Origin of the sequence: Streptomyces sp. NPDC097619 (genome assembly GCF_040302735.1) — a bacterium.
In the GTDB taxonomy this organism is placed as follows: domain Bacteria; phylum Actinomycetota; class Actinomycetes; order Streptomycetales; family Streptomycetaceae; genus Streptomyces.
The window spans coordinates 1-12994 of sequence record NZ_JBEOSD010000100.1 but is presented as its reverse complement, the minus strand read 5'-3'; the positions used below and the strand labels follow the sequence as shown (position 1 = coordinate 12994).

General features: G+C 73.4%; 11 protein-coding genes and 1 pseudogene. 2 read left to right on the top strand and 10 right to left on the bottom strand.

The window, feature by feature from the left end; genetic code table 11:
* Window positions 1-140: 140 nt before the first annotated feature.
* The gene (locus tag ABTZ17_RS24435; protein ID WP_352197833.1) at window positions 141-602 is read left to right on the top strand and encodes a MaoC family dehydratase; all 462 of its coding nucleotides are present in this window, start codon (window positions 141-143) and stop codon (window positions 600-602) included.
* Here the strand turns inward: ABTZ17_RS24435 and ABTZ17_RS24430 are convergent.
* The 3 genes from ABTZ17_RS24430 to ABTZ17_RS24420 all read right to left on the bottom strand — a co-directional run bounded on the left by ABTZ17_RS24430 (window position 593) and on the right by ABTZ17_RS24420 (window position 3018).
* Complete coding sequence (locus ABTZ17_RS24430) at window positions 593-1213, bottom strand: TetR/AcrR family transcriptional regulator (protein WP_352197832.1); 621 nt, start codon at window positions 1211-1213, stop codon at window positions 593-595. The genes ABTZ17_RS24435 and ABTZ17_RS24430 overlap by 10 nt on opposite strands.
* 174 nt (window positions 1214-1387) lie before the next feature.
* Window positions 1388-1678 (bottom strand): YiaA/YiaB family inner membrane protein, encoded by a 291-nt coding sequence (locus tag ABTZ17_RS24425; protein ID WP_352197831.1) that lies wholly within the window; start codon window positions 1676-1678, stop codon window positions 1388-1390.
* Between the two features lie 188 nt (window positions 1679-1866).
* On the bottom strand, window positions 1867-3018 hold the full coding sequence (locus ABTZ17_RS24420) for an acyl-CoA dehydrogenase family protein (protein WP_352197849.1): 1152 nt from the start codon (window positions 3016-3018) through the stop codon (window positions 1867-1869).
* Window positions 3019-3081: 63 nt separating this feature from the next.
* Here ABTZ17_RS24420 and ABTZ17_RS24415 point away from each other — a divergent pair, with 63 nt between their 5' ends.
* On the top strand, window positions 3082-3738 hold the full coding sequence (locus ABTZ17_RS24415) for a TetR/AcrR family transcriptional regulator (RefSeq protein ID WP_352197830.1): 657 nt from the start codon (window positions 3082-3084) through the stop codon (window positions 3736-3738).
* 447 nt (window positions 3739-4185) lie between these two features.
* Here ABTZ17_RS24415 and ABTZ17_RS24410 read toward each other — a convergent pair whose 3' ends face one another.
* The 7 genes and pseudogenes from ABTZ17_RS24410 to ABTZ17_RS24380 form a co-directional block, all read right to left on the bottom strand.
* Window positions 4186-5265 (bottom strand): Zn-dependent alcohol dehydrogenase, encoded by a 1080-nt coding sequence (locus ABTZ17_RS24410; RefSeq protein ID WP_352197829.1) that lies wholly within the window; start codon window positions 5263-5265, stop codon window positions 4186-4188.
* A 79-nt stretch (window positions 5266-5344) separates the two neighbouring features.
* The gene (locus ABTZ17_RS24405; protein WP_352197828.1) at window positions 5345-6757 is read right to left on the bottom strand and encodes an aldehyde dehydrogenase family protein; all 1413 of its coding nucleotides are present in this window, start codon (window positions 6755-6757) and stop codon (window positions 5345-5347) included.
* A gap of 90 nt (window positions 6758-6847) precedes the next feature.
* Window positions 6848-8341, bottom strand: coding sequence for a CitMHS family transporter (locus ABTZ17_RS24400; RefSeq protein WP_352197827.1), 1494 nt, complete (start codon window positions 8339-8341; stop codon window positions 6848-6850).
* 209 nt (window positions 8342-8550) lie between these two features.
* Window positions 8551-9168: a TetR/AcrR family transcriptional regulator gene (locus tag ABTZ17_RS24395; protein WP_352197848.1), complete on the bottom strand. Its 618-nt coding sequence runs from the start codon at window positions 9166-9168 to the stop codon at window positions 8551-8553.
* A gap of 13 nt (window positions 9169-9181) precedes the next feature.
* Window positions 9182-10804 (bottom strand): hypothetical protein, encoded by a 1623-nt coding sequence (locus ABTZ17_RS24390; RefSeq protein ID WP_352197826.1) that lies wholly within the window; start codon window positions 10802-10804, stop codon window positions 9182-9184.
* Complete coding sequence (locus ABTZ17_RS24385; RefSeq protein ID WP_502994824.1) at window positions 10801-11655, bottom strand: hypothetical protein; 855 nt, start codon at window positions 11653-11655, stop codon at window positions 10801-10803. The genes ABTZ17_RS24390 and ABTZ17_RS24385 overlap by 4 nt, the downstream gene beginning before the upstream one ends.
* 230 nt (window positions 11656-11885) lie before the next feature.
* Window positions 11886-12994, bottom strand: a pseudogene (locus tag ABTZ17_RS24380) (right-handed parallel beta-helix repeat-containing protein); the annotation flags it as partial.

Below are 12994 nucleotides of genomic sequence, written 5' to 3'. Positions count from 1 at the left end.
CGGACGCCGGTGAACGCCGGGGCACCGCGGCGACGGCGCGGGTCCGCTCACGCGGGGATCCGGGAGTCCGTTGACAGGGGTCCGGCCCCCGCACCATCATCCTGAGCAAACGCTTGTTCCGACACCGGGAGGCAGCACGCATGGCCGAGCCGAGGATCTTCACGTCCGCCGATGAGCTGCGCGCCGGGACCGGCGACCCCCTCGGCCCCAGCGACTGGCTGGAGGTGGACCAGAAGCGGATCGACCTGTTCGCGGAGGCCACCGGGGACCACCAGTGGATCCACGTCGACCCCGAGCGGGCGGCCTCCGGGCCCTTCGGCTCCACGATCGCGCACGGCTACCTGACCCTGTCCCTGCTGCCGAGCCTGGTCCCGCAGAACATGCGGGTCGAGGGCATGCGCATGGGCATCAACTACGGCACGGACCGGGTCCGCTTCCCCGCCCCGGTGCCGGTGGGCTCCCGGCTCCGCTCGACCACCGTGATCACGGAGGTCACGGAGGTGGGCGAGGGCGTGCAGGTGGCGGCCACCGTCACTGTGGAACGGGAGGGCGGGGACAAGCCGGTCTGCGTGGCAGGGGTCCTGTACCGCTACTACTTCTGAGCCCCGACCATGCGCAGGACGAGGTCGGCGTAGAGGGCCCCGACCTCGTCCGGGGTGCGCGGCCCGTCGACGTTGAACCAGCGGGCCACGTCGATGCACAGCGACAGCACCGCCAGGGTGGTCCCGGGCACGTCGGGCACGGCGAACCGCCCGGCGGCCACGCCCTCGGCGATGATCCGCTGCACCGCGGCCCCGCTGCGCCGCCGGAGCGCCACGATCTCGGCCCGGTGCTCGGGACCGAGGGCGTCGAGCTCGTACTGCACGACACGGGCCGTGGTGTGGTGGGCGGCGTGCCACCGGACGAAGGAGCGGACCGCCCGGTCCAGGCGCGCCGCGGCGTCCCCGGGACCGTCCGCCGCGCTCTCCAGGATCTCCAGGGCCTTGTCGTGGCCGATCCGGCTGATCCGGTGGAGCAGTTCTTCCTTGGTCTTGTAGTGGATGTAGAGGGCGGCCGGGCTCATGCCCGCCCGTCCCGCGATGTCCCGGGTGGTGGTCGCGTGGTACCCGCGCTCGGCGAAGGCGTCCACGGCCGCGACCAGCAGCCGGCGCGCCGCGTCGGGGGTGACCTCCGACCACGCCTGGTAGCCGCCGTCCTCCGCCGTGCTGTCCATCCCTCGCTCACCTCTCCGCCTGGGGGGAGGTCACACCTTACCGGAGGGTGAGCAAGCGCTTAGGCCGTGCCTTCCGGATCGTGCCCGACCCGCACGAGGCACGGGCCACGGGCGAGCCGCGTCCCGGCCCGGCCGGGCACCCGGACGGGCCGGCGCACGCTCCGCTCTGCCCGGTCAGGGCTTCGGCTGGAACGGGTCGTAGTCCGCGAGGATCTTCTCCATCCGGGCCTGGTCGACCCGGCTGACGATCTGACCGGCCTCCTGCCGGTCACGGACCACCTTGGCCAGGGTGAAGGCGGAGGTGGTGAGGTAGAGGACCGCGATGCCCAGGAAGGCCCGGACCCAGGCGTCCGCGTCCAGGTGGTAGATGCCCAGCGCGACGGCGCACAGCGCCAGGGCGAAGGAGGCGACGGCCTGGGCGTGATAGGCCCCCGAGTTCTGCTGTTTGACCGGTGTCTCGTTCATGGCTCCAGGGTGCTGCCCGGACGCCCGCCCGCCCATCCGCACTGCTACTCAGGCGAACGGCCCCGCGTACTCACCCCGACGACCCTGACCGCCCCGACCGCCACACCGGGACGTGCTGCCCCGCCACGCGCGCCGGGGCAGCGCGCACCGGTGCGGGCCGATGCCCCCCGCGCTCCGCCGCCGCGGTGTCAGAAGGCCGAAACCCCGGTCAGGGCGCGGCCGATGAGGAGCTTCTGGATCTGGCTGGTGCCCTCGTACAGGGTCATCACCCGGGCGTCCCGGAGCAGCTTGCCCGCCGGGTACTCGTCGATGTAGCCGTAACCGCCGTGCACCTGCAGGGCGTTGGAGGCGGCCCGGACGGCGGCCTCGGAGGCGAACAGTTTCGCCGTCGAGGCCTCGGTGGCGAAGGGCTTGCCCCGGTCGATGAGATCGGCGACCTGCCAGGTGAGCAGGCGGGCGGCGGACACGTCCACGGAGATGTCGGCGATCAACTCCTGGACCAGCTGGTGGTGCGCGATGGTCCGCCCGAACTGCTCGCGCTGACCGGCGTAGGCGACGGCGGCGTCCAGGGCCGCCTGCGCCAGACCCACACAACCGGCCGCCACGGACATCCGCCCCTTGGCGAGCGCCGACATGGCCACGGAGAAGCCCTTGCCGACCGGCCCCAGCAGCGCGGAGGCGGGCACTTCCACGCCCTCCAGGACCAGTTCGGCGGTGGCCTGCCCGCGCAGGCCGAGCTTTCCGTGGATCTCCCGCCGGGTCAGGCCCGGGGTATCGGCGGGCACCAGGAAGGCGGAGACTCCGCGGTGGCCGGGCTCCTCCCCGGTCCGCGCGAAGAGCAGCACCACATCGGCCCAGGTGCCGTTGGTGATGAAGGTCTTGGTGCCGTCGATCCGGTACCCGTCGCCCTCGCGCACCGCACGGGTGGTGAGGTTCCCGGCATCGGAGCCCGTGCCCGGTTCGGTGAGGCCGAAGCAGCCGACGGCCTCGCCGGAGCACAGGCGCGGCAACCAGGACCGCTTCTGCCCCTCGTCCCCCCAGGCGGCGATCGTCTTGGCGACCAGCCCGAGGGAGACCGAGACGATCCCGCGGACCGCCGAGTCCCCCCGCCCCAGCTCCTCCGTGACCAGCGCGTAGGAGAGGTGGTCCCCTCCGGAGCCGCCGTACTCCTCCGGCACGGTCAGCCCGAGGAACCCGACCCCGCCGAGCTTCTTGACGATGCCACGGTCCACGGCCTCGGCCCGGTCCCAGTCGGTCGCGTACGGGGCGACCTCGCGCTCGGTGAAGGTGCGCGCGAGCTCACGGACGGCGTTCTGCTCTTCGCTGAGCTCCAGGTTCACGGCCACCTCACGGAGTTAATTAGCGATGCTAGTTTCTGCGGGGCAGGCCCTACTATGTGGCGCATGGCCCGACCCCGCAAGCCCCTCCTCAGTCGCGAAGGCATCGTGGCGGCAGCGGGCGCCCTCGTGGACGCCGAGGGGTTGGAGGCGCTCTCGACCCGGCGCCTCGCGGCGGTACTGGGCGTCAGCGGGCCCTCGCTGTACAACCATTTCCGCACCAAGGACGAGATCCTGGAGGCCGTGGCGGACGCGGTGAGCGCCCGCGTGGACCTGTCGATGTTCGAGCCGGACGACGGCCGGGACTGGCGCACCGCCCTGGAGGACTGGGCGCACTCCTATCGGGCGGCGCTCGCCGACCATCCGCACATCGTGCCCGTACTGGCCCGCGGCCCTGGGCGGCGACCGGCCGGACTGCGGGTGGCGGACGCGGTGTTCGGGGGTATGACGGCGGCCGGGTGGCCACCCTCGCAGGCCACCCGAATCGGCGCGCTGATGCGGTACTTCGTGCTGGGCTCCGCGGTGGCCTCGTTCGCGGGCGGCTTCACGGAGGACCGCTCGGCCTACGACCCGGAGGCGTACCCGCACCTCGGGCAGGCGCACCTGCTGCCCGAGCGCGGCCGGTCGGTGGACGAGGGCGCCTTCGAGACCGGCCTGACCGCCCTCCTGGACGGCCTGGCCCTCCGCTTCGAGGCCCTGGGCGGCGACGAACCCCGGTCCTAGCCACGGACACCCGACCGCCCCTTGGCCACGACCGCCCTCGGCGGGGCGCACGGACACCGTGCGGGACCCACCGCCGAAGCGGTCCCGACCGTTCAAGCGGTTCGGGCCGTTCGGGCCGTTCGGGCCGAAGACCGGTACCAGCCTTCGGCCGCGAAGCGATCCGATCCGCCTCGGACCCATCGGGCCCGGTTCAGGGCGCCGGCCAAGCGGGCCCGGGCGGAGGCGGGCCCGTCGGAGACCGGCGGAGCGGAGCTGCGGGCCCGGGTGGACGGACCCGGGCGGAGCACCGAGGAAGCGGGCTTCCCTGCGCTCTGCACGTTCCAACGGCCGGGCTTTCCCCGGGGTTCCCGCCATCTCCGGGGAGTCCCCGGTCTGTCCGAATCGCTCCGAAGCCGGCCGGAATCCGTCGATGCCGCGTCAGACGCGACACGATCTCGGCGCAACCGGTCAGAACACGACGAGGGAGCGCCCGCCGCGGCCCGCCAGCATGGCTTCGAAGGCGTCGGGGATCTGCTCCAGCCCGATCCGGTCGGTCACCATGGACCCGAGGTCGAGGCGGCCCTCCCGAATGTGGCCGGCCAGGACCGGCAGGTCCCGGGCGGGGTCGCAGTTTCCGTACACGCAGCCGGACAGGGTGCGGGCGAAGTGGAAGATCTCCAGGGCGTGGAAGGAGACCCGCTGGTCCTTGCCTCCGATGCCGACCACGGTGGTGCGGCCGCCGCGCCGGGTCGACTCCCAGGCGGTACGGATGGTCTCGGCCCGGCCGACGCATTCCACCGCCACGTCCACGCCGTGCCCGCCGGTCAGGGCGCGGACCTCCTTGGCCGTGGCCTCGGAGGCCAGGACGAATTCGGTGGCTCCCGCGGCCCGGGCCAGGTTCTCCTTGGCCGGGGAGACGTCCACCGCGAGGACGGTGGACGCCCCGGCGATCCGGGCAGCCTGGAGGGCGGCCAGGCCGACTCCCCCGGCCCCGTACACGGCGACGGTCTCACCGGGCCGGACCCCGGCCGCGTGGTGGACGGCCCCGTAGCCGGTGAGGACGGCGCAGCCCAGGAGGGCCGCCTCGGCGAGCGGGATCCCGGCGGGTGCCGGCAGTACGCAGCGGGCGGCGACGACGGTCTCCTCGGCGAAGGCGCCGACGTTGAGCCCGGGGTGCAGCGGGGTGCCGTCGGCGGTGTGCGCGTGGACGGCGCCGACGCCGGTCAGGGCCTCGGCGCAGAGCCAGACCTCGCCGAGCCCGCAGTGGTGGCAGCGTCCGCAGGAGGGGGCCCAGTTGAGGACGACCCCGTCGCCCGGCGCGACATGGGTGACGCCCTCCCCGACGGCGAGGACGATGCCCGCTCCCTCGTGGCCGAGGACGGCCGGGACCGGGACGCGCATGGTGCCGTCCGTGAGGGAGAGGTCGGAGTGGCAGACCCCGGCGGCGACGAGCCTGACCCGGACCTGGCCGGGGCCGGGATCGGGCAGCCGGATCTCCTCGATACGGAGCGGGGCTCCGACGGCGGGCAGGACTGCTGCGCGGACCATGCTCGTTGCTCCTCGTCGTTCGTCGTTCGTCGTCTTCGCCTGCGGTGGGATCGCCTCACCGGTCCGGGCCCGGAAAGGCTCAGAACTGCAGGGACTTGGTCTGGAGGTATTCGGCGAGGCCGTGCGGGCCCAGCTCGCGGCCCACTCCGGACTGCTTGTAGCCGCCGAAGGGGGCGAGCGGGTTGAACCGGCCCCCGTTGATGTCCACCTGGCCGGTGTCCATGCGGCGGGCGAAGGCGACGGCGGTGTCCTCGTCGGCGGCCCACACCGCTCCGCCCAGTCCGTAGACGGTGCCGTTGGCGATGCGCAGGGCCTCCGCCTCGTCCTCGTACGGGAGGATGCACAGGACGGGGCCGAAGATCTCCTCCTGCGCGATGACCATGTCGGTGGTGACGTCGGCGAAGAGGGTGGGCGCGACGAAGTAGCCCCGTTCGTGGGGGGCTTCGGGGCCACCGACGACGAGGCGGGCGCCTTCCTCGATGCCGCGGCGGATGTAGTCGCGGACGCGGTCGCGCTGGGCGGCGTTGACCAGGGGCCCCAGACGGGTGGCGGGGTCCGTGGGGTCGCCGACGGTGTACTTGGCGAAGGCTTCCGCGGCGAGGGCCACGGCCTCCTCGTGCCGGTCGCGGTGGACGAGCATGCGGGTGAGGGCGTTGCAGCTCTGGCCGGAGTTGTTCATGACGTGGCCGACGCCGACGGCCACGGCCTTGGCGAGGTCCGCGCCGGGCAGGATGACGTTGGCGGACTTACCGCCCAGCTCCAGGGCGACCTTCTTCACAGCGGCGCCGGCGGCGGCACCGACCTGGCGGCCCACCGCGGTGGAGCCGGTGAAGGAGACGAGGTCCACGTCGGGGTGCGTGACGAGGGCCTGCCCGGCGACCGGACCCGTGCCGGTGACCAGGTTGAACACTCCGGCGGGCAGCCCGGCTTCCGCCACGGCCGAGGCGAAGAGCCGCGCGGTCAGCGGAGTGTCCTCGGCGGGCTTGAGGACGACCGTGCAGCCCGCCGCGAGAGCGGGTGCCACCTTGGCAACGACCTGGTGCAGCGGGTAGTTCCAGGGCGTGATGGCCCCGACCACACCGATCGGTTCGAGGAGGACACGGGAGTTCCCGAGCTTCTCCTCGAAGGGGTGGGTGGCGGCGATTTCCGCGATCGCGGAGGCCACCGCCACCGGAGCGCCGACCTGCACGCGCTCGGCGAAGGCGAGGGTCGCGCCGAGTTCGGCGCTGATGGTGGCGGCGAACTCGGCGCGGCGTGCCAGGAGCACGTCCCGGAGAGCGGCGATCCGGGCGGCGCGGTCGGCGGGCGGGGTAGCGGCCCAGCCCGGCAGCGCCTCCCGGGCGGCCCGTACGGCCGCGTCCACGTCCTCTGCGGTGCCCGCCGGGACCGTCGCGATGACCTGCTCGTCGGCGGGGTTGCGGACCTCGATCAGACCCGTCCCCGCGGCGGGCCGCCACTCCCCGCCGATGTACATGCCGTCGTGGGCCTTCATCGCTGCCTCCCGAGCGCGCGTCCGGCCACCTGCCGTCCGGACCTCGCGCCCACCCTATGAACTAGCGACGCTAGTTTTAAGGGGCGGGACTCAGATGATGCCGAAAAGCATCCCCGCGGCGAGGACCACGAGCGAGGTCAGCGCCGCCCACTTCACGGTGAAGCGGGTGTGGTCGCCGAACTCGACCTTCGCCATGCCCACGAGGACGTAGACGGCCGGAACCAGCGGGCTGGACATGTGCAGGGCCTGTCCCACCAGGGAGGCGCGGGCGATCTCCAGCGGGGAGACCCCGTGGGCCGCCCCGGCCTCGGCGAGGACGGGCAGGACGCCGAAGTAGAAACCGTCGTTGGACATGAAGTACGTGAGCGGCAGGCTCAGCAGGCCGGTGACCAGCGCCATGTGCGGGCCCATGCCCTCGGGCACGGCGCCCACCAGCCAGTCGGCCATGTCCTTGACCATGCCCGTCCCGGTGAGGACACCGGTGAAGACGGCCGCGGCGAAGACCATGCCGGCGACGTTGAGGACGTTCTCCGCGTGCGCGCCGATCCGGGCCTTCTGGTCGGCCATGTGCGGGAAGTTGACGGTCAGCGCGAGGGCGGCGCCGAGCAGGAACAGCACGGGGATGGGCAGCAGCTCCATGATCATGGCGGTGAGCAGGGCCACGGTCAGTCCGGCGTTGAACCAGTACAGGCGCGGGCGCAGGGTCGCGCGGTGCGGGTCGAGGCCCTGGAACGCGGGCTCGCCGTCCTCCTCCGAGGTCGCGTCGGAGCCGCCGACCGGCCCGGCGGCCTGCCCCGTACCCGCCCCCCTGCCCGTGCCCCCGTCGCGGGAGGATCCCGGGCCCTGCCCGGCGCCCGGTCCGCCGAGCGCGGCGGTGGTGGTGGCGCCCCTGCCGGCCGTGGCCGTACTGCCGACGAGTTCGGTGTCGGCGTCTGCGGCGGCGTGACCGACGCCGGCGGGGAGGGCGAGGGAGCCGATCCGCTTGCGTTCCCGCAGGCCGAGGACGTAGGCGAGGCCGAAGACGAAGAGCAGGCCGACGGCGAGCGCGGGGATCATCGGGACGAAGATGTCGGCCGCGTCGAGTTTGAGGGCCGTCGCGGCGCGGGCCGTGGGTCCGCCCCACGGCAGCGTGTTCATCACGCCGTTGGCGGTGGCGGCGACACCGGTGAGGACCACGAGGCTGAGACCGAGTCGCTTGTACAGCGGGTACATGGCAGAGACCGTGATCATGAAGGTGGTGGAGCCGTCGCCGTCGAGGGAGACGATCGCGGCCAGCACGGCGGTGCCGACCACCACACGGACCGGGTCGGCCTTGCAGAACCGCAGGATGCCGCGGACGATCGGGTCGAAGAGACCGACGTCGATCATCACGCCGAAGTAGACGATGGCGAACATCAGCATGGCGGCGGTCGGCGCGAGTTTGCCGACGCCTTCGATGACGTAGTCGCCGAGATGGGCGCCCTGCCCGGCGAGGACGCAGAAGAGGGCGGGGATCAGTACGAGCGCCGCGATCGGCGACATCTTCTTCATCATGATCAGGACCAGGAAGGTCGCGATCATGGCGAAGCCGAGAATGGTCAGCATGGAAGGAACCTCACGTTCACCCTGGAGTCCGCCGCGGATGTCCCCGGCCCGGCGGTCCGGATGAACGTAGGTGCCGCGCCATCGCGTCAGCAAGATGTGAACACGTGAGCAATACGAGCAAAAGCCCAGCTCAGACGCGGGTGTGCAACGGATGAGGGGCGAACGGGCTCCGGGAGGTGCCGGGGGTGGGCGTCCGCCGCGGGGTCCGGTCAGTCCAGGGTGTGCGCGAGGTAGGCGTGCATCATCGTGCGCGTCTCGGCGATGAGGGCGGGATCGCCGGCGGGGTCGGTACGGAAGGCCAGCTGGAGCAGCGCGTCGGTGGCCTCGACGGCCACCAGCACGGCACGGTCGAGCCGGTCGTCGGGAGTGCGCCCCAGGTGCCCGCACAACAGGGCGGACAGGCGGCCGGCCACCAGGAGGTTGGCGTCGGCTGCGGCGCTCTCGGGCGGTGCGGGCACGCCGAAGTCGACCAGCCCGAAGCCGGGCACGGTGCGCTTCATGGCCAGGTACTCGTCGAGGATCGCGTCGACGGCCGGCCTCCAGGCGGTGTCGGACAGCTCCGCCAGGCGGGCGGCGATGCCGTGGGCGTACCGGTCGAGGTTGCGGTGGGCCAGGGCGTCGGCGAGGGCCCGCTTGTTCGTGAAGAACCGGTACACGGAGCCGATGGGCACACCGGCGCGGACGGCGACGGCCCGGGTGCTGAGGTTCTCGTACCCCGTTTCGTCGAGGAGAACCGCGCAGGCGTCGAGGATCCGGGCGAGCCGGTCGGCGCTGCGCTGCTGGACGGGGGCACGGCGGAGGGAGTGGGCGGGAGGCACGGGGTCCATCATGCCGCTCCCTTCAGTTCAGGAGGAGGCCGAGCCCCCCGACCGTATAGATGATCATCAGGATCAGCAGGGGCAGTTGGCCCGCCACCGCGCGTACGGGCGGGAAGAGCCGCACGGAACGGTCGTGTGCGGCGACCACCCCGAGGACGTGCCCGGTGATCACGGCGGTGACCTGGAGGACGGCGAGCCCGCCCGGGCCCAGGGGGGATTCGGGCGCGGTGGCGTCCGCGCTTCCCGCGAGGAGCGCCAGCGTGCGAGGGCCCTCGGTGGTGAGGAGCGAGAAGTAGTGGGCGGTCAGGTAGCCGAGGGCGATGGGGAGCAGGGAGTGGGCGAAGGCCGTCGCCGGCCGGGCCGTGGCACCGGACAGCAGGCGAGTGGCCCCGGCGCACAGGCCGTAGAGGGCGCCGACGAGCAGCGTGATGGCGAGCAGCCCGAGGGTGGCGGTGGCGGTGCGGCCGAGGGGTGAGGTCTGGAGGGTGTCGATCCAGTCGGGGTGGTCGGAGATGCCGTCGTAGGCGGTGGAGCCGAGCAGGACGCAGAGAGTGGCGACGAGTCCGGGTTGTTCGGGGGTGGCGTCGAGGCCGTGCAGGGGGTTGCGGAGGACGAGCCGGCCGTCCGCGCGGCGGCCCAGCGGGGCGAGTCGGGCCAGGAGGGTGGAGTACGCCTCGAACGGGTCGCCGTGCGCGAACCATGCTTCGCCGTACCGGGCGGCGAGGGCGAGCTGGCCGAGCAGGTGGACGGCGAGGGCGCACAGGAGGGTGGTGCGGGCGGCCGGTTCCGGCGCCACGAGTTCGAGCCATGTGAAGGCGAGGAGCCCCACGGCGGCGGGCCACAGGCCGATCCGGGCGGGGAGGGGCCTCGGCGAGGCGAACGCCGGGGTCCGCTTCGGGTGCGTGGCCGTGGGCGTGGCTGCCACCGCTGCCGGGGCCGGTGCCGCGGTGGGGGCAGGGGCGTGCGCTGGGGCGCCCGTGGAGGCGTGAGTCGGGGGTCCCCCCTGATGTTCCGTCAGGGATCCTCGGGGATCTTTCGGGGGCGTCTCCGGGTCCCCGGCACGGTTCCGCCCTGCCGGCCGGTGGGACGAATGAGGCAACGGCGACGAACTCACCGGATCCGGGACGGCAGGATCCGGGGCGTGCGGAGCGGCGCCCGGGTCGCATTGCGGCGGAGCGGCGGTCCGGGCCCACGTGACGGTACGGGAAAGGAGGAAGTGCAGGGCCCGCAGGGGGCTGACCAGGCGCCAGACGGGTCCGAAGAGCAGCGAGGCGGGGACGAGCCCGACCCACAGGAGGACGTACACGGCACCCGGGGCCGCGTTGCGTTCGGGGTCGGAAGGACCGAAGAGGAGGTGGACGAACAGGAACAGGACGGCGGCCGCGCCGAGGACGCGCAGCGCGGCACGGAACGGGGGCGCGTCGGCGAGACGCTGGAGCGCCCCGGGCAGCGGGACACCGGACCGGTCACCGCGGAACCGCGAGGTGGACCACAGGAGGCCGAGGGCCAGGAAGGAGACGAACAGCGCGGTGAAGGCGCCCGCGAAGGCGTAGAAGGGGGAAATGGGCAGGTCGTGCTGGGAGCCCACCCCGTGGGCGAGCGTCCCGAGGAGACCGGGTCGCGCGCCCGTGGGGAGGGCGCTCACCGGACAAGCAGTTGGGTCAGGACGAGGTCCGAGTCATGGGTCTCCACCTCGAACAGGCCCGTGCGGTCCAGGGTGAGCAGCAGGACGACCGGGGTATCGGCCGGAAGTGCCAGCTCCTTGTCGTAGCCGTGGACGTGCAAGGTGTCGGCGCGGTCGCTGGTGACCCGCAGGGCGACGACCTGCCCCTTCTTCAACTCCACCCGGCCGGGCGCCGGTACCACCCGCCCGCCGCGGACCTCCACGGTGACGGTCCGGTCCGCGGCGGGTCCGGGGCTGCCCGCCGGCCCCGGGGACCCGGAGACCGGGGCGGGCGCGGAGGCGGAGGGAGCGGGAGAGCCGTGGTCGTGCCCGCCGCCGGTTCCGGATCCCGTCCCGCCGGTGTTCGCGGTGAGCGGGACGGCGGCCTCCACGGGCTTGCCCACCACGGCCCAGGCCGTGTGGTCGTCGGCGTACAGGCGGGCGGTCAGGGTGTGCGTGCCGGCGGGGACCTGCGCGGCCGGCAGGTGGAACCAGGGGCCGTACAGCCGGGCCAGCTTGCGGCCGTCGAGGTAGAGGTGGGCGTGCCCGGCACCGGGCAGCGCCGCACCACCGGTGCTGTCGGGGGTGAAATGGAAGTTGCGCACGGCCAGGTTCAGGTTCCAGCCGTCCTCTGAGTCGGGACGCACGCTGAGCTTCACCTCCGGCGCACCGGCCGCGGCGACCTGCCGCAGCCGGTGACCCGACCCGTCCTGGTCGGCGAGGAGGGTGCCGACGGCCCCGGTGGCCTCCTCGTGACTGGTGCCGGGCTTGTGATGGGTGGTCGCCCGCCCCCCGCACCCGGCGACAACGAGCGACAGCGCCAGCACCACCACGGTACGGACGACCAGCTGTCGTCCGGACCGGGTGCGCGCTCGGGACAAGGCGCCCGTTCGATACCGGGCGGACCGGGCGCGTGGAGTGGCGGGCCGAGCCCGGCGTCGGGCTGGGGCGGCAGGCGGGGCCACGGGGAGGGTGGGAACGGGGTGACCGGGGGTGGCGGGATCCGGGGTGGGGAGGGTGGGGTGGGGGGAGGGGGAGGGGCCCCCGGAGGTCGGGGAGGCCGTCATGCCGCGCCTCCCGCCGCACCCGCCGGTACCGGGTCGTGTCCGCCGTCCGGTCCGTCCTCCGCTTCCGTTCGGGTGGTGCCGGGGCGGGTGGCGGCGGCCGTGGCGGCCCACAGGACCCAGATCACCGCGAGCAGGCCGCGGATCCAGGCCGGGCCGAGGGGGATCCAGGGGATCATCAGGACGGCCTTGTCGAAGGCGTCGAGGAGGGTGAGGGCGCCGAGGAGGAGCGTCAGTCCGCCGAGCCAGGGGCGGGCGGGCCGTAGGGCGAGGCCGGTGCCGATCCACCACAGTCCGGTGAGCAGCAGGGCCACGGCGGGTACCGCGGTGTGTTCCAGGCCCCGGGTGGCACCCGCCACGTCCAGGGCGAGGCCGGCGGCTCCGAGGAGGGCGGCGGCGGTGCCGAGGCGGCTGCCGCGGAGCCTGCGCCACCACAGGACGGCGCCGACGAGACCGAGGACGGCCGCGGCGGCCAGGGCGATCTGGGTCTCGACGCGGGCCGGGCCGCTCGACCCGTACCAGTCGCAGCCCGCGGGGAGGCGGCGGGCCTGCACGTTGTAGTCGGCGCAGACCAGCAGTTTGACGAGTTTGACGGGTTCGCCGGCGAGGCGTCGGGAGCCGCCGGTGAGGTCGCCTCGGCGGTCTCCGCACTGCGGGAGCGCGCCGGGGGTGGAGCCGTCGGGGCCGTCCTGCCAGCAGTTGCCGCGGCCTTGGCCGTCCCACCACACGTCCATGCCGTTGGGGCGGGACCGGCCGGCGCGGTCCTTGCCGAGGACGTTGTCCGCGTACCGGTTGTGGTGGGAGGTGTCGGCCTGTTTGGACCAGGCTTCCTCGCCCCGGATGAAGGCGGGGACGGCGCTGAGGAAGAATCCGGCCCGTTCGTGGCCGTAGACCCAGTTGTTCTCGTAGATGTTCCAGTTGCCGCCGGCGGTGATGATGCCGGTGCCCGGCGGCATGGAGATCTGGGGGCAGACCACGCCCCGCTCGTAGCCGCGTTCGGCGGGCGGTTTGGCGCAGGTGCCGTCGGCGACGTGGCGGTAGTAGTCCTGGTTGTTGTCGTGGATGAGGTTGCGTTCGAACTTGGCGTGGTTCTGAGGGAGTCCGGGGT